Origin of the sequence: Hahella sp. HN01, from assembly GCF_018986435.1 — a bacterium.
In the GTDB taxonomy this organism is placed as follows: Bacteria; Pseudomonadota; Gammaproteobacteria; order Pseudomonadales; family Oleiphilaceae; genus Hahella.
The window spans coordinates 137,803-162,206 of sequence record NZ_JAHMIN010000003.1 but is presented as its reverse complement, the minus strand read 5'-3'; the positions used below and the strand labels follow the sequence as shown (position 1 = coordinate 162,206).

Here is a 24,404-nt window from a genome sequence, read left to right as displayed (position 1 = left end):
CGCAGTTGCCTAATCGCCAAAGCTATGAAAGCATTAAAAAACGCCGTCAAATATGTAGTTCAATCCATTAACTACACACAGTTCAAGTTAAAAGCGAAGTCTTTTAACAAACCAACGCTGTATATTCTTACCTATCATCGCACACTACCTTTAGACGACCCTCGTCGAAATTTTGAGCAGCCAGGTATGATGATAGCCCCCGAACACCTGAAAAATCATATACACTGGCTAAAAGAGGCGGGAGGTAACCCCATATCCCTGACAGAATGGGGAGATAAGAGGGATACACTCAAGCCTGGGCTCTATTTTGCTGTAACATTTGATGATGGCTGGAAAGATAATCAAGAGTACGTTACCAGCTTTTTAGCAAGCCAAGAAATTCACAGCACAATCTTTTTAGTCGCGGACTACATTAGTACCGACTTCATTTTTTGGCCGGAAAAGCTGCTATACCTTCTTAAAACAACGGCGGCCAACAAGCCTGAAGCGCTATCTCACCCTCAATTCAACTGGCTGCGCGAGCTGGGCGCAAAACTTGACTGGTCAAGCCCTCCAGACACTGAAGAACTGGATCCCATTATCAACCTGTGCAAAAGTTTAGATGAAGTCACCTTGTACCAAAATATAAATGCGACTATATCTTCCACTCTCGAAAGCAGCGCCTCTTTACCTATAACACACCAGTTAGTCAGTGACTGCGACATCAAGCAACTGCTAAGCACAGGCTTTATCCAATTTGGCTCTCACACGTGTCGCCACTCCCGCTTAGATAAACTTCATTCAAAAGATGAATTAAAGTACGAGGTTGTCGAGTCAAAAAGAAAAATATCTCAACTAACAGACACGCCTACTGACATTTTTTGCTATCCAAATGGAAGTATGTCTAATGAGTCGCAAGCATTAGTTGACGCGAATTACGTAATAGCGTGCACCACCGTTGTAGGCAACAATCAGGCGACGACTCCCCTACTGCGCCTAAAAAGACACAACCTTCATGACGGAAATGCCGGCACAAAGCTTAGCTTTTTTTCCACCCTCAGTAAGGGCTGACTTTGTCTATGCAAAATCCACCTCATATAACCCATATTGCTTCTGGCGATATATGGGCCGGAGCAGAGAAGCAACTCTACGAACTATGCAAAGCTCTGGTTGCCTCCAAGCAAGTTAAAGTTTCAGCCATAATTTTTAATGAGGGCGCCCTTGCTGACAAACTGAAAGCCTTAGGAATGCCGGTGACCATTGCTCCTGAAAGTCAGCTCTCCTTTATGCAGTTGATTTTCAAGACAAGATCCCATCTTCTCGCCCAGAAGGCAGACCTCATACACACACACGGATTCAAAGAAAACATAGTTGGCTCTCTCGCCCGTATCGCCAGCAAAACCATGAAATCCGTCACTACTATCCATGGCAACCAAGAAACCCAATTACCATGGACTAAGCCTCACAAATTAGCGATATATTACTTAGACAGACTCCTTACCAGATTTTATCAAGACAGAATAATCGCTGTTTCAACACAGCTGGAGCAATCTTTAAGAGCCTTGTATTCAAACAAAGTTGTTAAGATCTTTAATTTTATCAACAGCTCAGAGATTCAAGAGCTGCGAAAACCTGAAACTAATAGAGAGCTATATACAATTGGTTTCGTTGGCAGGCTTGTCGGCGTCAAGCGAGTAGATTTGTTTATCAAAGCCGTTAAAGCTCTAACCCAACGCCTCCCCCAGCTAAATATTAGAGCCAAGATTATTGGCGATGGACCGCTTCGACTGTTAGCGGAAAAGCTCGTCATCGAACAGCAGCTTGATAATGTTATTGAGTTCACCGGCTTTATAGACCCATCCACACCAGAAATAGGAAAGCTTGATATCTTAGTTATGCCGTCAGATCACGAAGGGCTTCCCATGACCTTACTTGAGGCGCTAGCTCTTCGCGTACCTGTTGTCGCCCACAACGTAGGGGGCATACCAGAAGTACTAGATAATGGAAAAGCCGGGGTGTTAGTTGCAGATCATTCGGAGCAGGGTTACGCCAATGCACTAGCCAAATTGGTTTCAGACCCAAGGCAATTATCACTCATAGCCGAACATGGCTACAGTCATCTGGCAAAGAACTTTGACGCATACGCCATCACCCCTAAGTATTTGAAACTTTATTTTGAACTAATATAGCCAGGAGGAATTCTGAATGGTTGACACCAATATTGTATGGCAGGATTTTAAGCTGCAACGGCAGGACCGCGCCAAAATTAAAGGACAGAAGCCTTGTCTTATATGGTTTACAGGCTTGAGCGGATCAGGAAAGTCGACGTTATCGAATGCCTTAGACATTGAGCTTCATAAGAGGCGTTACCACACCTACGTACTTGACGGCGACAACGTAAGACACGGACTAAATAAAGACCTAAGCTTTTCGGATAGCGATAGAATAGAAAACATACGCCGTGTAGCTGAGGCTAGCAAGCTCCTCGTTGATGCGGGAATTATAGTAATGACCGCATTTATTTCACCATTCAAAGCAGATCGCGACATGGTGAGAACCTTATTTGCTGATGGAGAGTTCACAGAGGTTTTCGTCAACACCCCTCTCCACATTTGCGAACAACGCGACCCTAAAGGCCTCTATCAAAAGGCGAGAAAAGGCGACATCAAGAATTTTACCGGTATAGACTCACCCTACGAGCCTCCTGAGCACCCTAACATCGTCGTAGATACAAGCAAAGAAAGCACAGAAGAATCAATTGCGAAAATAATTTCTTACCTTGAAGAAAGGAAATTTATCAACCCGCTCAGAAACCTTGAAAATGAGTAAAATACTGATTTTGTATCATTGCGAGAGCAATACGGGATATGCAATCGGCTCTTTAGAGCGAATATTTTGGAGAATGGGCTTAAATTTAGTTAATTCTCCCAACAACATCCACCTTTGCTACCCTAGCTTCACAAAAGGAATACCAACTTACCCCCCTGGTGGCTACAACAATTATCTCGAATTTTCGGACAAAGAAGCAGACGCCGTCAGGATAGCGGAATTCGCCAAGTATATAAAAGACAACGACATATCCATCCTGTTTGGGTTTGATCAACCGCTGTCCCTACCTTACTACAAAGCCGCCAGAGCCGCCGGCATAAAAGCATTTATATCCTATTGGGGCGCCCCTATGAGCAGCCTCAACTCGGGAGTCAAGCTAATACTAAAGAAACTTGACGCATCAAGGTACCGGCAGGGGCCAGATCTATACATTTTCGAGTCAATTGCGATGCAAAAGTCAGGTTATCTGGGCCGCGGCATAAGCAAACGCAAAACCGCCGTGTGTTATCTCGGCGTCGACGTAGGCAAATACCGTCCAGACAGTAATGACCGGTTTTATGCACACGACCTTTACAACCTGCCGCGAGATAACAAGCTTTTCTTCTACTCGGGCCATTTTGAAGAAAGAAAAGGCGTCAGAGTTATCGCAGAAGCAGCCAATATCATCGTGGAACAAAGAAGCGATGTGACATTCCTGTTGTTCGGAAACAAAGATGACGAAGCCTCACCTTACGAAGCAGTTCTAACAGAAAAGGCAAAAAAACAAGTTATCTTTGGAGGGTATCGCGATGATCTTGAGAGGATACACAGAAGCTGTTTCGCAGGAATAATCGCCTCTGTCGGCTGGGACTCATTTACGATGTCATCTATAGAAATGCAGGCCTCTGGACTCCCGCTGATCGTGTCAGATCTTCAAGGACTTAGCGAAACGATCATTGACGGCAAAAGCGGCTTTCTATTCCAGCCAGGCTCTTCAGAGCAACTGTCATTAAAAATACAAGGTTTGCTATCTTCCAATAGCCAGAGGGATACAATGTCCAGCTATGCAAGGGAGAGAATCGTTGAAGCTTTTTCAGATAAAGCACAGGTTTCAAAATTGACAAGCCTCGTCAACCAATTCCTGTAGCCCAGTGAAGTTGGGGAGAGACTCTCCAACTTCACTCACATATCGTGAAACTATTGCAACTCAGCTGATGGGGCGCTAGGAGGGTTGACGCCAGGGATTTTATCCAATGTAATCATTAAGTTATCCATGTAAAAGGCAGTATCGGCACTATAACCACTATTAGCCCATCCTAAAAAGTAGCCTTGATCCAAATAGTTGCCATTATCGCCATTAATGTCTGTCGCTGACGAATAATTAGCCAGCCCCGTTACATTAAAAAGCGTATCCCCCCCTTTTTTAACCGTAATAAATCCGTCAGTAGCCCCGGGGGCACTTGCAAGCTTTATATCAATTCTGTAGTTGATCCACTTTCCTCGATCAGCCGCTGCGAACACTGGAGTAGCGGAGGGAATTTTATGCCCCCAGTCACTATCTCCAGGCCCTAAGTGGTATGACAAAACCGAGTCTCCTTCCGCCCCTCCTTTGACAGTAGCAGGCCAGTATTCAAAAGCTACTGAGTTGAGGGATGCTCTTGTGCCGTAGTCGCCAGACCACAGGACAAGAAATTTATTGTTCGCTGTAGAGGATTGCGTTCTATGTGTAAAATTAGTGGGTATAAAAAGGTCAAACGTTATACTTAAAACTGACACTTGGGGCTTAAGTATACGAAAGCGCTGTTCTACAGATGAGTCCTTACCATCGGCGACCCCCTTAAACAGAAACTTAAGGCTCTTTTTCTGACCCGTATTAACCTCACCATTGATATCGACAGCCTTATACTGCTCGCCACTTACAGTGCCACCAAGCCCCCACCACTTGAATATCGGCACACTGCTGGCCGCAAACTCGTCATATGACAGACTTGTCCCAGCAAAGTTCTCCTTATAAACATATTCCGCCGTTTCCGCTAACGCGGACGTAGTGAGCATCGAACAAGAAAGCACTAGCCCAGCCGTAAATCCTGGAATTTTTTGCATGCTTTTAAGTTTCATGTCTGTAAAACCCTCAAAAAACTCTTAAAATCAATGCAGACAACTGCCCACTACAACGTAACTACCAAATACGCCTTATATAAGAATAGCAAGGTTTTGGAGCACAAGCGCAGTTTTTGCCAACATCTCGGAGCCGCTCTTTCTAGGAATCGGCCGTCTTTAACAAAGATAACCTTCTAGCGATCAGAAAACTTGAGAATCAGTCAATGAAATACAATTTTCAAAAAATTTTGAAAAAGGCTTACACACGACTCACGAAGTTTATCTTAAGCCGCAAAAAAGGCTTGATAATCGGAGAAAACGTAACCTTTAAGGGGCTTCCGAGCATCATGCTTCACCCCTCCGCCAAGGTTGTCCTCCATGACAACGTCACGGTTAACTCTTTGAATAAAGGTTACCATATCAATATGCATTCTTCTGTAAAACTTATGGCCGATATGCCCGGCGCAGTCATAACTATTGGAAAAGACACAAGAATTCACGGATCGTGCTTACATGCCTATCAATCAATAGAGGTAGGGGAAGGCTGCCTAATTGCAGCAAACTGCCAAATAATGGATTGCAGCGGACATAACATTTGCCTAACCGCCCCGCATGAGCGCCTTAACACAAAAGGAACCCCCAAGCCCATAGTCATCGGCAACAATGTATGGATAGGCGCTAACACCATCATTTTACCCGGAGTCACCATCGGCGCCGGCAGTGTAATTGGCGCAGGAAGCGTCGTTAGAAACGACATCCCTGCTGGCTGCATCGCAGCAGGGAACCCAGCCCAAGTTCTTGCACAGCAGCCCCCCAACTAAAAGGCCCTAATGGATTTGGCCAGTTATACAAAGAGCCGCTAAGCATGAAAGCTTTAGCGGCCATAGGCAAGAATCACCACCAAGACTGGTCGCTAGAAAAAGGAAGTCTAGAGCTTTGAGATCACTCCTTTCACTTTACCGCTTTTGGTCTTTTCCAGTTCTTGGACTTTGGTCACCTGAAAAGTAATAGACTCTCCTAATCGTTCTTTCAGGTTCTGAATTAACTCAGCAACACCGTTATCAGCAGACTCTCCTTGAGGCACTATCCTCAACTCAATTTTGTCGAGCGCATGTTGCACAATTTGGCATCCTCCAATTCCAACGACTCCTTTAAATGCAGGGTCCAATCTACCGATCCTTTTGCCCTCAGGAGTTAAAACTACATCATCCTCCCTGCCAACGATCTCGCTGATCTTTAGAGCATGACTCCCGACAAACGCGTCTTCAGAATTCGCCACTGTTACATTGTCACCTATCTTATATCTTATCAAAGGCATGTAAGAGTTTATGAACCCCGTCAGCACCAATGCTCCTGATTCGCCAGGCATAACCTGCCTCCCCTCCTCATCAAGAACTTCCACCAGACCATAGAAGGGATTTGCCGTATATAAGGACTCAGAGTTGTATTGCGCCAAAGTCCCTCCCATCTCTGCCTGCCCGTACTGGTCATATACCTTACATTCAAAGAAGTCTTCAATCTCCCGCCTCTGATACGAGAACAATGTTTCACTTGAAGTCACTATACATTTTGGCTTGTTATTAAGCACCAACCCTTTTACTTTAGCTAAGCAGGCTAACTCGTAGACTGCTGAGGGATAGGAGTCGATATATATTGGGGCCCAGTCATTCAGTTCATTTATATAACTGGCAACATTCTTTTCACTCAAATGATACGATGAACACAACAAAGTATTCATAGTGAAATTTTTGCGGCAGAAAGGAGCCCCGGAGTCAGAGCTTAAAATCTTTCGCCCAGCAAAAGTTGCGCTACGATCAAAGCTGTTAACGCCATTTGAATTTAAAAAATATTCAAAATGGGCGTAGTTTTTCTGCAGCGCAGATCTCGTACATGCAATACTCAAAGGCGACCCTGTTGACCCACTTGTGTTTATGGTAACAATGTCCTTACACTTTTCTTTTGATCTAAACTCAGAGCTTCTGCTCTTTAATGTAGACTTATCAAGAATGGGGACCACAGATGAGAAGTTATCTAGAGTTATTTCACATTCATTCGGGAGTAATCTATAACACTCTGAATAGTAAGGAACATTTTTTTTAGCGTAGCTGACCAACTCTCTTATTTTGGAAGCTTGAAACGCCTTCACTATGTTTACGTCCCCCATGGACGCCATATACTCATCCAGCTCTTTTTTATAGCCAGGATAAATACCGCCATATCTCCTCACTTTTAGCTGAAGTCCATACATGCTTAGCGCAATATTCTGCATGAATGGGGGCATAAGTTGATAAAGACTATCCACCAGAATTATCCTCCATTATCAAGAAGGCTAAAGTATTTCTCGGCCATATCATCACCAACAGCCTTAAAGGAATAGCGTCGTTCAATGAGCTCTCTCCCAGCCCTCCCAAGATCAATTCTTAATGACGGTTTATCCAGTAAATACAATATCTTATCAGCCATAGCTTCTGGTGTTTCAGCAAGTACGACATTCTTGTCCTGCTCAACGTCTATGCCTTCACACGCTATCGGGTGCGCCACCATAGCCTTACTCATTGATAATGCGTCAAGAACTTTAAGTTTTGTTCCACCGCCAACAAAAATGGGGCATACGTATACGCTCGCTCTCTCAATATATGGTCTTACATCGTCCACAAAGCCAGTTATCTTGATCGCCGCTTCCGCTCCAACGAGCGGGCGTAGTTTATCCCCACCTCTTCCGACTATAGTTATATTTATTGTTGGTCTTCTTTGTTTAAGCAATGGCCAAACTTCTTTAATAAAGAACTCCATAGCCTGAAAATTTGGATACCACGTCATCCCTCCAGCAAAAATGAGAGAATCATCAACCTCTCTTTCATTAAATGAGGAGGAAAAATAGTCTGTATCCACTCCATTTGGAACGACATGAGTATCAACATGTAGCTTATCAACAAGTCTCTCAGCATCCAAATCTGAGCAAACAATATTCAAATCAAATTCATGGCAATATCGTTTCTCCAAGCTATATATTTTCATTGCGTCCAAATAAAAATACAGCTTCTTTAATATGTGTTTTTCGCCCTTAGCCCTTCGATACTGCATATGAGATTCGATATTATGATGATTCAAAATCTTTTTAGCTGAAAGCACTTCCTTTGCATAGCGCGCGACACCAATCGTATCACAATGAACAAGATCATAGCTGTCATTCCCACCTATATCCTTTAACCTAGCCAATAGCTCGTCAGATTTTAGCCAGTACTCTATATAAGGGGATGAGGACAGACCTGCCTTTATGGCGGTAAGCGCCTTATTTGGCTTATTTTTTTCTGAGTTAATATAGAAAAATTCAATTGAGCTTGTGTACTTCGACAGTTCGTTCTTACAAACTTTAATCCCCTCTTCAAGACTTCCAAAGTTTTCTTTAACAGGAAAACTTTGCACCAAAGAAAACAAGTCAATATCAAAATATCTACTCGCCTCCTTTAGCAAATTAAAGCTACGCTGCAGAGCCCCGCCTTTGGGCGGGTACGGTATAAAATGTGAAAGCCATAACAGTTTTGGCTTTTTTGAAGGTGATCTGTTCCCCATACTATTCCCACAATAGATAATTATAGCCTTAGCCTAATGATAACAATCTCTATTATAACTTGCTGTAAAGTCAGGATTTCTAGTGATCAAAAAAATCGAAACCTAATCCATCTGACCTAACCTTACTCAAACTCAACCTTTTCGCGCCGTAAAATCTTTACTACTAAGTTAACAGAACCATAGCACAACAGTTAAAAAAACGTAGATAACTGTGTAAAATACCGCCTTTTTAAACGTCCACCTTCTACCCCCTTTTCCAGAGGTTGCTGTGCTTCGCTATAGACCAGACATTGATGGCCTTCGGGCGCTTGCTGTTGTTCCCGTAATTCTATTCCACAGTTCAATACAAGGATTTTCCGGCGGATACGTTGGTGTAGATATATTTTTTGTCATTTCTGGCTTTCTCATAACCAGCATTATCTATGCTGAAATGGAGAAAGGTGAATTTTCCATTCTTACATTCTATGAGCGGAGAGTTAGACGGATCTTCCCCGCATTGTTCACAGTTATCGCTTTGACGCTGGTGGCAGGATACCTGATTTTATTGCCGAATGAATATGAGAACCTGGGTAAAAACGCATTATCAGCAACTCTTTTCTCTTCGAATCTTTACCTAATGACAGAGATTGGCTACTTCGCAGCCCCAGCAGAAACCAACGCACTATTGCACACTTGGTCTCTTGCAGTCGAAGAGCAGTTTTATATCTTCTTCCCTCCTCTCTTGTTGGTTATATGCAGCTTAGGCCGCAAGAGAATTTTTCTTTTGCTTGCATCAATTGCTTTATCGTCTTTGGTGTTGGGCGTAGTTCTCACTAAGAGCCACCCAGAATCGTCTTTTTTCTTCACTCCCATACGCATTTGGGAACTGATGATCGGCTCTATTTTAGTTTTTATCCCTAGAGGTGAGCTGTCACGACCTACAGCAAATATTATCTCTCTTGGTGGGCTTAGCCTAATCGCGCTCAGCATTATCACTTTCACACCCGCAACACCATTTCCTGGTTATGCCGCACTTGCCCCTTGTGTTGGCACTGCACTAATCATTTATGCAGGGCAGTATGAAGGCATCTATGTTTCTAGGTTACTATCCCTATCACCAGTCAACTTTATAGGAAAAATTTCATATTCCTTGTACCTATTTCATTGGCCAGTGCTGGTTTTTCTGAAGCTTTATATAATCACCCCTATAACAGACTTACACCTAGCCTTTTACTTTGCATTAGTATTTTCTCTTTCATATTTGAATTGGAGATACATTGAGACGCCATTTAGAAAGAAAAAGCTTCTTTCGAAGCGAACGCCAACCCTAATAACAAGTGCAGCAACTCTGTCACTCTTTAGCATCATTTCCTTCATAACCATTACCTCACAAGGACTACCCTCTCGAGTAGATGAGAAGATATCGGTTATCGCAGATGCGGCAAATGATAAACCAGACCTATCAGCATGCCTGAAAGACAACCAGGCATTCGGCTCCCACTCCCACCTCTGCAGCCTGGGAGCCGATAGCAACAATGATGCATCAGTGTTATTGTGGGGCGACTCGCACGGAGAGGCTTTAATGCCAGCGCTTGATAAGGCCCTAAGTAAACTGGCGCTTAAAGGTGAGTTTGTCGGAAGAGGCGGCTGCATTCCTTTACTCGACGCTTATCAGTCGGCGGAGGGCTTCTCAGAGTGCCCACAAATAAACGAGGCTATTTTTTCACACATAGAAAACATGCCCAAAGTAAAGACCGTTATACTTGCCTCCAGATGGAGCTTGTATGCAAATGGTCTACGTTACGAACACGAGCACGGTTCAACAGTGTATCTGCGAACCTCTGACACCGCTCACACATCTCTTGAGCATAATAGAGAGGTATTTAGAAGCTCGTTTTTCAGGACCTTAAACAAACTAAGGGCTAAGGGAGTCAAGGTATTTGTAGTAGAGCAGGTTCCAGAAATTGGATTTGATGTTCCAGAGAATATTGCTCGCTCAAAGCTACTAAACGTTGACATTAATATAGAACCAAAAGTTGATGACTATAATCGGCGTCAGGAGTTTGCAAGAGAGATATTTAACGAAGCAAAAACTAACGGCTTAGTCAATGTCATAGCCGTCCAACCACTATTCTGTGATGAGTTTAGCTGTGCAGCGACAAAAGATGACAAGCCAATTTATAGAGATGGAAATCACATAACTCGCACGATGTCCGAAAATATCGCATATATCTTTATCAAGCCACTATCAGCAGCAGAAAGCTACAATTAGACAAACTATTAGTTAAACTTTTTTGAACTTATACTCCATGAGAAGACATATGGAAAAAAATAACTTTCACGTGCTTCATGCTCACGCCTCAAGAGAGAACGTTGGGGATGATGCGATAGTTATCGCGATCCAAAAGATATTGAGCAGTGCCCTTCCAGATCACAAACTGACTTACACCACTCTATGCTCGGACAATAGAAGCCGAGAAGAGTCTATTACAGGTTACATGCACCTTTACACTTTGCATTATCCAAAGAACTGGAGCCATTTGCTTAGTGAGTTTAGAAAAGCAGATCTCGTTGTTATTGGTGGCGGTGAACTCATCTGCGGCGCTCTGGAGTATTTAATGCTACTCCCATTAGCCAGAATTTTTAAGATTCCTGTGGTGTTTTTAGGTGTTGGTGCAGACCGACATGGAATGTCATTTCTGACAGAGAGCTACACTCGCCATACATTGAAGCTTGCCGACAAGTTACTGGTTAGAGATAACTCCGCCTACGAAGTCATTAAGTCATTCAACACTCCACCTGAAAAAACCGAGGTGACGGCTGATGTTGTATTTGCTCTATATAAAGATCGCCCCGTTGAGCCTATAAAATCAGGCATCGGAGTTTGCTTACGCTCAACACAGAGAGACGATAGAGCGCTAACACTCGAAAGATTGGAGGTACTAGCGCAATACGTTTCTGAACAGTCCAAGCAACTAAACTGTGATATACACTTATTTCCTTTCATTCCCTATGCTACAGACAAAAACGGCGACAAGCTGGAGATTGATAAGGAGTTTAAGTTTGGCCTTCCTTATTCAGATCAAGCCATAATGGATAAGCTATACGAGCTTCTACCGGAAAAAGAAAGGGTTATTATGCACACGCCGCTGGAGCACCCTGAGGAGATAGTTGAAAAGCTTGCCAAGCTTAACTATATAATCTCGATGAGACTACATGCGCTAATTTTATCAGGCCTTGCTGGCACTAAGTTTATAGCCGTAAATTATGCCGACAAAATAGCTAGAGTAATGACTGAATTAGGCGTAGGAGGCCAAGTAGTACCGATAGATGCGCTAGATTCATTAGAGAAAGTCGGCGCAACCATTTCAAACCTCCCCCCTCTGGACTCAGAGAGTCTAAAGTCCTCTCTGGTCAGCCTAAATAGCAAAGCATTGAAGAATGCAGATATCATAAAAGATATTATCAAGCACGCCCCAAGAAAAAGAGCGCACTTAGCTAGCTACGCATTAGCCATTCCGTTTCTGCTTATTAATGCCTGTTACTTTTGGCTTGTCGAAAGTAAAAACCCAACGTTAATTAAGCTCATTAAGCTATTCAGGGGCAAATAGCCATTTGAGCACTAACATAGACTCCATGTTAGTGCTCAGTTCTTTACAGTGACCAAATAGAATAATCACGCCCCGTCACTTTCTCTAACTCCAAAAGCTTTTCTTTAAATATTGGGGTTAGCAGCTTATAGACTTCATCACGCTCCTGACTCGACAATTTTTCAGCACTCACCTCTTCTGACAACTGATTACCAAACTTCTTGAGAGCCTTAGGAATCAGGGGAGACACCTTATCCCACACTTCGCTATGCCTTAGTTTATTCAAATACCCTTTTCCTTTAGCCTTCACATACACTTCTGGAGCCTTATTGGAAACCAGATTTTCCTTTGGCTCTACCATATCGACATCAAGCCATTGGTATAGCTGGCTCAGCCCGGAAAAAACGTCTTCCTTGAATTCCTCAAAAACAAGCGTATATACACTCTCTTTGCCAAAGGCGGCATAATAAGGCGCCAGCTGATACGCATAGTCTGAATAAGCTATATAGTTTGGATCTTCCTTAATTGCAGAGAAAATATCTCTAGTTTCTCCGGCTCCTTTTAAGTTCCTTACGGAGTGGAAATAATGACTAATGGTTCTCTCAATAGGGTTTCGCATTATGTATATAAACTTAGCATTAGAATTATAGTCCTTTATTCTCTCTACAACCCCTTGAAACCTAGGAAGCTTTGTATAGTGCGTACTCGACTCCCCGATGTATCTTTCTTCTCGAGCTCTCGCAAATAAAGCCGAATACTCACTGTCATCACGTCGCCCCCAAAGCTCTGGCACAAAGAACCCTGGCTCCTTTTCCTCCGACATGAAAATTTGTGGGTGTTGCGCTAAATAGTCATGCAGAGTGGTAGAGCCTGATTTCATAGCGCCAATTAAAAATAAGTTTGCTTTAGCCATAAATCACGCGCCCGCCTTCTTCGCCACAGTTGAGTACACAGTTTTCAAATCCGAAACTTTCACAATTTTCAGAACAAAGAGCATTATTAAGAACAGGAAGCAAACTAACACATTAGACAAGAACAAATTACCTGTATTAATCACTCCGATCTCATTAACCCAAAAAAGAACAGAAGCCAAACACAAGGAGCTAACTGCTGGGTACCAGTTAAGCTTCATATTAAATCTCGCTTTCGCTAACTTATGTATAACAAAGAAGCGAACAAAGAAAGCTATAGCTGTAACCACGGCCGCCCCCATCAAGCCATATGATGGAATAGCCAACCAATAGGCAACCAAACAAAACAACGCGGTAAACATGGAGCTAACACCAAATACCTTGGTGTTGCCAGAGGTAAATATCCCCAAATTACAATACCCTGTCCAAGATAAGAAAACATAACCCAAAATAATCACTGGAACATATTCGGCAGCAGGCCAAAACTCCTGGTCAGACATGAGCTGTAAAAAGTAACCTATCCATATAGATAAACCAAAGGCCATAAAAACCAAGAGCACTGACATAAAACTGAATATTGCGGGAAACAAATAGTGCTGACTTTCCTCCTTGTATATACGATATCTTTCAGCCTCCCACATTGACTGAAATGGCTGCCAACCAATTGCATATAATATAAAACCAAACTTGTAGGCCAGCGCATATATCCCAACATCAGACAAGGTCAAATATGTTCTTATAAAAAACCTGTCACCGTATGTAATAAAGAACATACTGACCGCGGCGAGTATAATTGGCCAACTAAATCCCACCAATTTTTTAGCCATCTCCTTAGACAAAATAATTTTGTTGCTCTTGATACAGTACAGAGTAAGGAGAACCGCAACAGTTCCCTGCGCCAAAACAGAGGCTAACGCAGCTCCCATAACCCCCCATTCAAGGTACACTAGAAGTCCAACGCAAAGAGAAATTTGTAACACTAGCTTAGCTAAAGAAAAAAATAGGACACTCGCCGCTTTACCGTTAGCACGCAGCCAAGCAAGAGGTATTTCAGACATACCTCCAAAAAGCAAATTCAACGAAAAAACAACTAGAACGGCATGGTATTCCTGCCCACCAAATAATAGCGCTCCTATTGATGTGGAAAAAACAATAAGTAGTACTGCGCCAACAAGGTGCGTAAAGCTCAGCAGAGAGAACGAGGTTGAAAACACCTCACTTTTTTCTTTTTCATTACTGGCAAGGCCATAATATCTTAGAAAGGACTGCCCAACTCTTGCGCCAAAAAATATAGCGGCAAAATCTACCGTCATCGATAAGAGCTCTATAACTCCATACCCCTCTGTAGATAAATACCTTGTATAAAGAGGCAGCAAGATAATACTAGATAAAGAGCGAGCAATTATTGCAACGCCATATATCAAAGAGTCACTAAATAACTTCTTAACTTTTGAGGATGACATCTTTTATTTATTTCTCAGGTGAAATAGCCTGATCGTATATCTCACACATACGATCAGCATATTGCTTTGGCAAGAAGTTTTCTTTAACGCTTATTTTAGCGCTCTGAGTTATTAGCTTCCTGAATGCCGCATCCATGACCACTTTCTGAATCGCCGTTGAAAACTCGGTCGAGTTTCTAGGGTCAACCAAAAGCCCTGTGACCCCATCATCGACCAACTCCTCTGGAGCGCCTAGTTTGGAGGCGATAATTGGTACGCCTGAAGCCATTGCTTCTGTGACAACAAGTCCAAAGGGCTCTGGCTCTATGGAAGAGTGAAGCACCAGATCCACATCCTTGTATACCTCATGAACATCACGAACAAATCCAGCCCAGATTATATTCTTCTCAACTCCAAGTAATTTCGCCTGCTTCTTGATTTCTTCAAGATAGGCATCACCAAACCCCTCGGTTGAGCCCCCTACCAGGACCAAATATACCTCATCCCCCAGCTTGGCCTCAGCAAATGCTTTAACCGCCTCAAGCTGCCCTTTCCATTCGATTATTCGACCAAATACAGCAATTAAAAAGGCATTTCCGGCTAACTCATACCGCTCACGCAAGTCTGAGTTTCGGCTTTCATTACTTAAAGTACAGCCTTCCTCAATAAACTGGTCACCAACAGGATTCCAAACAGTCACCAGTTTGCCTTTAGGATAACCATGCTTCGCTGCCGAATCACTTACATAATTAGAGATAGCCAAATAACATGAAACGCTTGGTTCTAAGAGCCTGTGTAGAAAAGATCGCTTTTCTTCAACCACGCCATGTATATGCCAAACACACGGAGTGCCAGTTATTGCAGCCGCCATCAGCACATAAACGCTATTATTTATATGTACAACGTCTATTTTTCTCTTCTTTATAATTTCACACAAATCCAGGACATACCTTAGATTCACAAAAAACTCATAAATCGAGAGCATATATACACTTAACTTTCTAACAACCCTCGACCTAATTTTCCGTATCTTTTCATATGCACTGAATCTATTCACATATGTAAATGCAGGTTTACGCGACAAAACCTCAAAATCGCCACCAATATCAATCCACTTGGATATGTCGCCATCAATTGCCGAAACAATAGTTGGGTTATACCCAGACTTCAAATTTTTTACAATGGAGACCAATACTACTAAAGCGCCGCCGAATGATACCCCTTGATCAACCAAAAGAACGTTTTTCCCTCCAACGAGATGGGAGTCGACAACATCACTTGCGCTCATTTTTTAATTTCACCTTGACATTCCATGAATTATGCATTGTTGATGTGAGTGCAAAATGAATCCAGAGGAAAGGATAGTAAAGAACAGTCACAAATGAAGCGCTTATCAGTAAGCCGACCAAACCTAGGTCCATGCCATAGCTTAAGTAGTAATAGAATTTATCATCATATTTGTCCGCTTGCTTTCTGACAGTCCTATTTGTTTTAAAGGAAGTAAAAAGAAGCAAAAATAAAACAAGAAGCCCCGAATAACCTAACTCGCTTCCACATTGAACAAATATATTATGGACTAACTTACTTCCCTTCTCTTCTGGAGTAAAGTTTCTTGGGTAGAAAGTAGTCCACGCATCATGCCCAACCCCCAGGAGAGGGTAATTATTTAACGTCTCCCAACCATGTCGCCACCGTTCCATTCGGTGTAGCGACGTTTTATCTTCGCCGGAGGACTGGAACCTTGCTTTTGATTCATCAGGAACAAAGTACCATATAATACTACCCAAAATCGAAACCGCCACGAGCGTTCGTATTAGATATTTCGTTTTGCTCAGAGCCATAAGTCCACTGGCGGCCAACCCAACCAATGCTCCACGAGAAGATGAAGCTATGATGGTTGCAGTTCCACTAAAGGGCATGAAGTAGAAAATAAACTTCCACACTTTATTCCAGTGCCCCTTAAGCGCCATAATAAAGGCCACTGCGAGTGGAACGTATATCGCCATCTGAATGCCGACTTCACCACTATTATGAAACCAGCCTGGCGCCCCCGTTACACCCCAGCTAGCAAAGCCAAACCCTCTGGAGGCCCAGCTTATAAAGCCATGTTGAGACATTTTCAAGGAATATATAAGATACGATAGGAAAAATATAAAAAATCTCTTTGGCGTATTAACTATTTTAACAATAAGAAAATATATAATAAACCAATCACTAAACTTCCATAAGTTATCAAAAGAAACAGATGAGTATTGAGAAAAGACGGATGATAACAAAACCACAGCCAGATAAGTGACCATTAGCTTATTTAAAGGATGCGCGGTCTTTATCTTCTTTTTCTCAAATAGAAGAAGCCCCATGATAGCGGTCAATAGGCATAACGGAACCCAAGGTAGAATATCTAACCAGTCGTATATAGACTGAGGTCGAACATATTCAAAAAACAAGTAACCACAAATACCAATAAAAGCGATCCCTTCCGCCCGAATAGTATGGTAATAGTACTTTAAGTCCATGGAGTAGAGCCTTTCCATGTCCGAGTCTATGGAAGTCTCCACTTTCTTTTTAGGGAAAGCGCCACCAGGGCTCTCAAGCTGAGGAAAATTCATTACAAGCTTTTCTGCAGAATAGCGAGCTTCAACTCAATTGTGTCGAAGACCTCGTTAAAAACTGGCACTTCCTTACCGTAAGGGTCTGGAATGTTCGGCGTTCTATTTTCGCCTAACATTCCCAGAATTATAATTTGAGATTCGCCACCACTCTTTTGATAAGGCTGTAGTGCTTTCACCATGTATGGCTCCATCACCACCAGCAAATCACTATCTCTCAGCGCTACATCCTGAATCCGAGTGCTTTTGTGCCCTTGAAGATTAACCCCTCTGTTGGCGGCGACATCTTTGGCGGTTGGATTAGCAGGGGTGTCGCCATCAGTAGCCAGACCACAACTTATAATTTCGACCCTGCCAGAAGAATCATTTTTTGACAAAATATCTTTCAAATAAGCTTCTGCATATACACTACGGCATACATTCCCTTTGCAGATAAAAATTATTCGTTTTGGAGAAAATCCAGAAGGAATATTCGAGTACCTTTTATATAACCCCACCATCATACAAAGATATTCAGTCATATACTTCAATAGTTTTTTTAGCTTACCCAAATGATTCACCTTCTTCTAACGCCGGGCGCATTTAGCTCCACGAGCGCGATTATAGAGACTGTGCGTGGTTATTCAAACCACAGTGGACAACTTTTGACAGTTCAACACATACCCAATTACTATCACTGGCATTTCAGCAACGAAACCTTACTCAATTTCTAAGTGACTGACTCACAATGACCAACATTCGCGCCCTAATACTAGACGCCAATCAACGCTCCGCTCTCGCCGCCACCCGCTCTTTAGGCGCCCAAGGCATTTGGGTCATGACCGCAGATGAAAGCCTCGAAACGCTGGCAGGAGCCTCCCGCTTCTCACTAGACAAGGAGGTGTACGCCTCCCCTTACACCAAGCCAGCTAACTTCTTTAACGATATTTTGAAAATAATATCCGAGAAGCAGATCAACTTCCTTCTGCCCGTTACTGAAGCCTCGACTTATGTCATCCTGGAAAACAGAGAGAAGTTGCCAAAAGGCTTAATTCTGCCATTTTCAGAAGCGGAGTCGATAGAGCATTTGGCCAACAAAAATCGCTTGTTTCAGCTTGCCCAGTCTCTAGGGCTACCAACTCCACACACTCAGTATATTGAAAGTATAGAGCAAGCGCAGAGCGTATTATCCGACATTACGGAGTACCCTATCGTATTAAAGCCTTTTAAGTCGCGCATTCTTACGGATCGAGAAATTATCAGCACTACTGTAATCATCGTTCACTCCCGAGCTGAGGCCGAGGAGGCACTCAAAAAGCGCTATTTCCGTGATTATCCCTTCATGATTCAGTCTTACATTAAAGGAGAGGGTCAGGGCTTATTCGCTCTTTATTCCCAAGGAAGCCCTGTTTGCCACTTTTCCCACCGCAGACTTAGAGAGAAACCCCCATCTGGAGGCGTCAGCGTGCTTTGCGAGTCAAAAGAAGTTGACTCTCGCATGAAGCAAATTTCTGACACCTTACTCCATCATGCAAATTGGAATGGCGTAGCGATGGTGGAATTCAAGGTAGCGGATGATGGCACGCCATACCTTATGGAAATCAACCCCCGATTTTGGGGCTCTCTCCAACTCGCCATCGATTCCGGCGTAGATTTCCCTTATCTCCTTCTAACTTCCTTTGTAAACGGCGCCGCCACTCCTGTCGACTCATTCGTAGTTGGGCAAAAAATGCGTTGGCTGCTTGGCGACCTGGATCGCCTGTACCTAGTTTTAAAGTCCCCATCTCGCCAATATTCAATAGGACGAAAGTTGCTTGAATTACTTCGCTTTTTTCTTCCCAATGGCAGAACCAAGCATGAAGTCAACAGACTATCCGATTTCAAGCCATTTATATTTGAACTAAAGAAATACTTACGCGATTTACGTAGCTAAAACTTCGCCAAAGTACTGAGAACATCGCACATTCATCTTGCCCAGTCTTAAGACTGGGCAAGACCGCTATTGCAAAGCTCCTCTAGGAAGACTATGCAGTGAGTTTGTCGTATAGGCCCTCATAGTCTCGCACCATGTTTACTAGAGAAAACCTCTCTTTTGCAGAGCTTAACGCCGCCTGACGCAATTTATCCGCATACTCTTTATCCCTGAGCTTGAGCAAAGCCGTTTTAACTGCTTCCGAGTCTCCTACGGGAATCAATTGGCCTGAAACCTCATCTTCAATGATTTCCTCTGGCCCACCACTTCGAGTCGCGACAACTGTCAAACCTGCCATCATGGCTTCAACTGTCGCTATGGAAAACCCTTCACTTATAGAAGTTAAAAGAAAGATATCCGCTTGCCCCAGTAAATCCTTTACATCTGAACGAAAGCCAAGAAAGTGCAGATTAGGCACTCCGCCATGGGACTCAACTCGCCTCAACAGCTCCTCATAGAGACTCTTTTTCTGATCCCCTACAACGACAAAGTGGTACTCCTGGGCCCCCTTCATCTTGGCGGCAGCATCCACCAAATGCTCATAGCCTTTTGCGGGGCGTATATTACCCACGGAAAGCACAACAATCGCGCCGTCAGGCAAGCCAAGCTCGCTCTTCAGCGTCCCGCCTCGCCGCGAAAAGAGCCCAGGATCAACACCATTGTAGATGAGCTTTAACTTACTACTCTCAAGCTCCCCTCTTTGCTTTAACTCTTCTTCCAGCTTCTTCGATACAGAAACGATAGAGTCCGCCCCTAGGCTTATTAACTTAAACTTCAGATTCAACAACCTTTCCTGCTTCGCCACATCAACACCTCCATGAAATGTGGCTATCATCGGCTTCCGCGTAAGCATGGCGACAAGAGCACCATATACATTCGATCCCATTAAGTGCGCATGGATCACATCTATCTTCATTGATCGGACAAATTTCACCAGCGCCCAAGCATAACCAAGATTAAAGCTCCCTTTAGAGTCGATAAATACAGGCTCCAGGCCCGACTCTCGGACTTGATCCGCAACCCATCCATCTCCACGCAGAATAACGTAGTGTCGATATTTGTCTTTGGACAAATTTCTCAATAATTGGATGAAAACAGTCTCTGCGCCGCCAGGACCAGTGGTGTCGATTAAATGCAATACGTTCTTCATATAAGTTAGTTACCAACCAATCCTCTCGACACTTTATTCTTGCTCACGAAGAAAGCCAGCGAGCACACGTTTTGCTTCATCTGACTCCAGAAACTGAGCGTGCTCCGCGTCCACCGTTTCTACCTCGACTCTCCCCGTAAGATGCCTCTCCCAACCCAACCATGGAAAACTGTACGCCCCCGCTTTTTCCATTGGCAAACGCAGCAAAATCACGCTGCCGCCATAGGTTCGTTCGTGGTGTCTATCCATGGCGATTCTATTAGCCCTACGAACGTCGAAGATTCTCAATGTTTGAGGCAAGCGAAGATTAAAGGCGCGATAGAGACTTAGCTTAGCCACCTGAAGATAATATTTAGATCGCGCAGAAAAACTTTGCATCGCCTTCTCCCAAAAGCCACGCCTATCTACCTCTGCACTCTCACGCTCATTTTTTGCCAACGGACCAATCGTATCAAGCAGGATAACCCAATCAACTTTAAAGCCTTTAGCCAAAAGTTCATTGGCCAATTCTATAGCTATAGTTCCCCCCATAGAGCCCCCCAAGAGACAAACATGCTTTTTAGCAAACGTTTGTTCTACCTGGACTGCATAATACGCCGCCATTTCCAAAATAGACTCGAATGGCTTACTAGCGCCATCCAGTCCTGTCGACTGTATTCCATATACCGGTCGATTCAGTCCTTCAAAATCAATCAACGCCTTGTACGCCAGCACATTCCCGCCAATAGGGTGAACACATATCAGTGGCGTTTTCGCCCCTCCAGGCGACAACGTGACAATATTACGCCAGTGGGCGCCCTCTCCTTCCTGCGACGGAGAGTATGCATCAACCTCTTGGGCATTATCATTCGCCACCAAAATGCGCCCCAACTCTTTCGCCAGAGACTTTGGCGTTGGCGCTTTAAACAGCAGCGCTAAAGGCGCATTAATTCCACATTTCCGATGCAACTGGTCAAAAATCTGTAGCGCCTTTATAGAATGACCGCCAACTTCAAAGAAGTTAGCATCTGCATCAAGACTGTTTAGCTCCAAAACCTCTTTCCATACTCCAATTACTTTTTCTAACAGAGCTTCGTTCACCATCAGGTCGGTCGCCAACTTGTCTGGATCAAAGCCTTCCGCCGGAGAAGCCTTACTAGCTATGTAGCCAGCTTGTCCTTCTAGCTTCAGTTCGGACTTACCTGCTTCCAAACTATCTATCAAGTTGGTGAGTGTATGAGTAAAGTCGGAGATCATGAATTTTGAGGTTTGCTCGGTGAAAAGCGCCGTGCTGGTCTGGAATCTGAACGTAAAATCCCTTCCATCAAAGTCTACAAATAGAAATATCTCACCTTGGGTATAGCCAGCATCAACATGAAGCGGCCGCAGAGCGCCAGCATTTTTTACCGCCCTTTTACGTTGAGAAAAGTCATTAAACGTAATATAAGCCTGAGCCAGGGTCGGCCTGGATGGGTCTCGATCAGCATGCGCCGCAGAAACTATTTTATCGAACGACAGCTCACCATGCAGGAGCGCCTGATTTAGAGTTTGCTCAACATACTTAACTTGCTCAAAAAGACTCTTTTCCTGTTTATACAGCCTGAGCGGTATCGTATTAAAGAACATGCCTATCGCATCATGGAGCCCCGCCTTGGAGTCTCTACCGCTTGTAGCTGTGCCTAGTACTATATCTTCTCCACCAGAAGCTCTTTTCAACCATGCCGCATAGGCGCAAACCAATATAACAAAGGGCCTGGTGCGAACTAAGTGAGCAGCGGCAATTAAACGCTTCGCAACATCCTCACCGAGAAGCGCAGAATATTGTCGTCCCTTAAAATCAAAATATTCCGGTCGTGGATAGTCTGTTGGGAGACTTAAGGCTGGCAAGCGCCCTTTTAACTCCTGCCTCCAGAAGTCCACACTTTCTCGTAAATCATCTCCACCTCTCGCCAAATTGACGCCATCCCACCCCACTGCCGGCTGAGCTTTAAAGTCCGCCCCCCCTATCAATTGTTCGTATAAATCAAATAACCGATTCCATACCAGCAATTGAGAGACTCCATCCAATAAAATATGATGGGTAATCATCTGTATTGCGATCAGTTTTCCATCAGCCTCATAGGCTACAAAGCGGACTAATAACTCCTCACTAAAGTTAAACTCCCTTTTCGCCTCCTGATGTAGGTAGGCATCAAGAGCGCCTGAATCCCAATATAAATCCCGAACCTCCAACGGCGTCTCAGGCTCTTCGCGCAACTCCCAGCTCAAATCATCAACATTTAAATGCAGCCTTATCGCTGGCGTAGCTTTCATTAAGGCATCTATCGCAAGCTTTAACTGATCAACTTCCCAGACGCCCTCCAGCATGAATGCCTCAGACTCGTTGAAAACACTACTGGAGCCTGCCAACTGACATATAAACCAAATACGTTTCTGTCCATCGGTCAAGCTTCTATCGTTATTTGCCGACTCGTCCAGCCTATTACCATCTTCGGAGAAAGAGGCGACTAATTCACACTGCTCCATGAAGAGTGGATGAGCGATCAAAAGATTAATGCTTAGGAATTTGCCAAACTCTTTCTCAATCTCCACCGAGAGACGAGCAGAGGCCAACGAATGCCCCCCCAATTCATTAAAATGGTCATAGGGACTTTTAGGCTCGGCGCCTAAAACAGCCCCCCATACTTTCGCAAGCCTAAGCTCCGTATCTGTGGCAAAGCTTGCCTCGACGCCATCAGCCGTCGATAGACTCGCTTCAACGTCCTTTTTTAGCGCTTTTTTATCTATCTTTTTGTTAGGCGTCTGAGGAAAGCTTTCATAGACTCGCCACAATCCCGGCGTCATATAAAACGGCAGCGTATTCCGCAGATCTTTTTCAATAACTGGAAAAGCAAGCTTTTCGCCGGCAAACCGAACACAACCTACCAGGACGTTATCGCCTACCGCATTAGATACGGCGACAACAGCTGCATCCGCGATTCCCGGGATCTGCTGCAAAGCGGCCTCAATCTCTCCCAATTCAATTCGAAAACCGCGTATCTTTACTTGATTATCAAGGCGATCCAGATAACGCAGACGCCCATTTTGCCTCTGCTCGACCAAGTCCCCTGTGCGATAAAAAGCTTTGGTTTGACCATTTTCAACCAAAGATATAAATCGATCAGAATTTAATTCAGGGCGTCGAAAGTAACCTGGCGATAGACACTCTCCGCCGATTAACAGCTCCCCTGAGCCGCCGGTGCAAACTGGCTGCAAGCTCTCATTAACGACACGTAACTCGATATTAGCGTATGGTTCGCCTAAGGGTATAAAGCCAGCCTCGATGTCTTCTGAGCTAACCTTATGGCTAGTTACCCAAACTGTGGCTTCTGTTGGACCATACATATTCCAGACTTCACCAGCGCTGCTGAGCAGCTTTGCGGCCAAGTCTGACGGGAAGGCTTCGCCTCCACATAATATTTTCTGATCTTGATTCGGCTTCCAGCCCAGCTCCAACATTAACCGCCAGGTAGCTGGCGTGGCCTGCAAGACGTTGATGCGATTATCTTCGATTATTGCAGCCAGTCGATCTGGAGAAAGCGCATCCCCTTTCTTACAAACATATACGCAGCCCCCCAAAACTATGGGAAGAAATAGCTCCAACACGGAGATATCAAAAGATATCGTGGTTAGACCAAGAAACCGGTCGCCATCTTGCGTTCCGATCTTATCGTCGACGCCATATAAAAAGTTTATCGCCGCCCGATGCGTAATTGGGACGCCTTTAGGCCTTCCAGTGGAGCCTGATGTAAAAATAATATAAGCAAGCAATTCCGCCGTATTGGTTCGGCGTTCAGAAATGCGCAGATATTCACTTCTAAGTTCATCAAAAGAACGCAGAGCGTCTCCCGGCGGGTTCAGGTCATATCTATCAAGCAAAAGTACATTTTGCGTACTTCCAACCAGAGGTTGCGTAGAGGGTTCATAGATAGCGGCCGATACATCCGCGTCTTCAAGGATAATTGCAATTCTCTCAGCAGGGAAAGCGGGGTCCACAGGGACATAAGCAGCGCCTAACATCCCTACTCCCAAAAGCAGAGCAGAAAGGTAATGGTCTCGATTAACACATACAGCCACCCTATCGCCTGACTTTACGCCCAAGATCTTGAGGCGCTCCGCCACGAGCAAGGAGTGACTTAGTAACTCTAAATATGTGAATTGACCATCTTCAGACTTGACTGCGCTACAGTCAGGGAAGCGCTCGGCTGCAGCAATTAGAGCTTCCGGCAACCCCCACTCTTTTTGCCTGGCGGCGGCAAACAACTCTCGCCTCCACCCTCTATTCCCAAGAGTG

The 24,404-nt window shown here is 44.1% G+C and carries 18 protein-coding genes; 8 read left to right on the top strand and 10 right to left on the bottom strand.

Annotated features, from left to right (window positions below):
• Positions 1-24: 24 nt before the first annotated feature.
• The 4 genes from KP814_RS04490 to KP814_RS04475 are packed head-to-tail and all read left to right on the top strand — an operon-like array spanning position 25 to position 3,934.
• Positions 25-1,050 (top strand): polysaccharide deacetylase family protein, encoded by a 1,026-nt coding sequence (locus KP814_RS04490; protein WP_216735622.1) that lies wholly within the window; start codon positions 25-27, stop codon positions 1,048-1,050.
• An 8-nt stretch (positions 1,051-1,058) separates the two neighbouring features.
• Positions 1,059-2,168, top strand: a complete 1,110-nt coding sequence (locus tag KP814_RS04485) for a glycosyltransferase family 4 protein (RefSeq protein ID WP_216735621.1) — start codon at positions 1,059-1,061, stop codon at positions 2,166-2,168.
• Between the two features lie 16 nt (positions 2,169-2,184).
• Positions 2,185-2,808 carry an adenylyl-sulfate kinase gene (gene cysC / locus KP814_RS04480; RefSeq protein WP_216735620.1) on the top strand — a complete coding sequence of 208 codons (624 nt, stop codon included), beginning with the start codon at positions 2,185-2,187 and terminating at the stop codon, positions 2,806-2,808.
• Positions 2,801-3,934 (top strand): glycosyltransferase family 4 protein, encoded by a 1,134-nt coding sequence (locus KP814_RS04475; RefSeq protein ID WP_216735619.1) that lies wholly within the window; start codon positions 2,801-2,803, stop codon positions 3,932-3,934. The genes cysC and KP814_RS04475 overlap by 8 nt, the downstream gene beginning before the upstream one ends.
• A 50-nt stretch (positions 3,935-3,984) precedes the next feature.
• Here the strand turns inward: KP814_RS04475 and KP814_RS04470 are convergent, their stop codons facing one another.
• Positions 3,985-4,905, bottom strand: coding sequence for a hypothetical protein (locus KP814_RS04470; protein ID WP_216735618.1), 921 nt, complete (start codon positions 4,903-4,905; stop codon positions 3,985-3,987).
• A 206-nt stretch (positions 4,906-5,111) separates the two neighbouring features.
• Here KP814_RS04470 and KP814_RS04465 point away from each other — a divergent pair, with 206 nt between their 5' ends.
• Positions 5,112-5,708 carry an acyltransferase gene (locus KP814_RS04465; protein WP_216735617.1) on the top strand — a complete coding sequence of 199 codons (597 nt, stop codon included), beginning with the start codon at positions 5,112-5,114 and terminating at the stop codon, positions 5,706-5,708.
• A gap of 107 nt (positions 5,709-5,815) precedes the next feature.
• On the opposite strand, the gene KP814_RS04460 is transcribed toward KP814_RS04465, so the two are convergent.
• Both KP814_RS04460 and KP814_RS04455 read right to left on the bottom strand, forming a co-directional pair.
• Complete coding sequence (locus tag KP814_RS04460) at positions 5,816-7,189, bottom strand: phenylacetate--CoA ligase family protein (RefSeq protein ID WP_371824031.1); 1,374 nt, start codon at positions 7,187-7,189, stop codon at positions 5,816-5,818.
• Between the two features lie 5 nt (positions 7,190-7,194).
• Positions 7,195-8,460 carry a glycosyltransferase family 4 protein gene (locus tag KP814_RS04455; RefSeq protein WP_216735616.1) on the bottom strand — a complete coding sequence of 422 codons (1,266 nt, stop codon included), beginning with the start codon at positions 8,458-8,460 and terminating at the stop codon, positions 7,195-7,197.
• A 268-nt stretch (positions 8,461-8,728) separates the two neighbouring features.
• Here KP814_RS04455 and KP814_RS33325 point away from each other — a divergent pair, with 268 nt between their 5' ends.
• On the top strand, positions 8,729-10,711 hold the full coding sequence (locus KP814_RS33325) for an acyltransferase family protein (protein WP_216735615.1): 1,983 nt from the start codon (positions 8,729-8,731) through the stop codon (positions 10,709-10,711).
• Positions 10,712-10,760: 49 nt separating this feature from the next.
• Positions 10,761-12,050, top strand: a complete 1,290-nt coding sequence (locus KP814_RS04445; RefSeq protein ID WP_216735614.1) for a polysaccharide pyruvyl transferase family protein — start codon at positions 10,761-10,763, stop codon at positions 12,048-12,050.
• 43 nt (positions 12,051-12,093) lie between these two features.
• Here KP814_RS04445 and KP814_RS04440 read toward each other — a convergent pair whose 3' ends face one another.
• From KP814_RS04440 to KP814_RS04420, 5 genes are read right to left on the bottom strand one after another with little or no spacing between them, the layout of a single operon-like run.
• A complete protein-coding gene (locus KP814_RS04440) occupies positions 12,094-12,942 on the bottom strand; it encodes a sulfotransferase (RefSeq protein ID WP_216735613.1) in 849 nt (282 codons plus the stop codon).
• A gap of 3 nt (positions 12,943-12,945) precedes the next feature.
• On the bottom strand, positions 12,946-14,403 hold the full coding sequence (locus KP814_RS04435) for a lipopolysaccharide biosynthesis protein (RefSeq protein ID WP_216735612.1): 1,458 nt from the start codon (positions 14,401-14,403) through the stop codon (positions 12,946-12,948).
• Between the two features lie 7 nt (positions 14,404-14,410).
• Positions 14,411-15,670, bottom strand: a complete 1,260-nt coding sequence (locus KP814_RS04430; RefSeq protein ID WP_216735611.1) for a glycosyltransferase family 4 protein — start codon at positions 15,668-15,670, stop codon at positions 14,411-14,413.
• The gene (locus KP814_RS04425; RefSeq protein WP_216735610.1) at positions 15,657-16,991 is read right to left on the bottom strand and encodes an O-antigen ligase; all 1,335 of its coding nucleotides are present in this window, start codon (positions 16,989-16,991) and stop codon (positions 15,657-15,659) included. The genes KP814_RS04430 and KP814_RS04425 overlap by 14 nt, the downstream gene beginning before the upstream one ends.
• A complete protein-coding gene (locus KP814_RS04420) occupies positions 16,991-17,542 on the bottom strand; it encodes a hypothetical protein (RefSeq protein ID WP_216735609.1) in 552 nt (183 codons plus the stop codon). The genes KP814_RS04425 and KP814_RS04420 overlap by 1 nt, the downstream gene beginning before the upstream one ends.
• Before the next feature lie 176 nt (positions 17,543-17,718).
• On the opposite strand from KP814_RS04420, the gene KP814_RS04415 reads away from it, so the two are divergent.
• Positions 17,719-18,903 carry an ATP-grasp domain-containing protein gene (locus KP814_RS04415; RefSeq protein WP_216735608.1) on the top strand — a complete coding sequence of 395 codons (1,185 nt, stop codon included), beginning with the start codon at positions 17,719-17,721 and terminating at the stop codon, positions 18,901-18,903.
• Positions 18,904-18,994: 91 nt separating this feature from the next.
• Here KP814_RS04415 and KP814_RS04410 read toward each other — a convergent pair whose 3' ends face one another.
• A complete protein-coding gene (locus tag KP814_RS04410) occupies positions 18,995-20,092 on the bottom strand; it encodes a glycosyltransferase family 4 protein (RefSeq protein ID WP_216735607.1) in 1,098 nt (365 codons plus the stop codon).
• A 33-nt stretch (positions 20,093-20,125) separates the two neighbouring features.
• On the bottom strand, positions 20,126-24,373 hold the full coding sequence (locus KP814_RS04405) for a non-ribosomal peptide synthetase (RefSeq protein ID WP_216735606.1): 4,248 nt from the start codon (positions 24,371-24,373) through the stop codon (positions 20,126-20,128).
• Between the last annotated feature and the right edge of the window lie 31 nt (positions 24,374-24,404).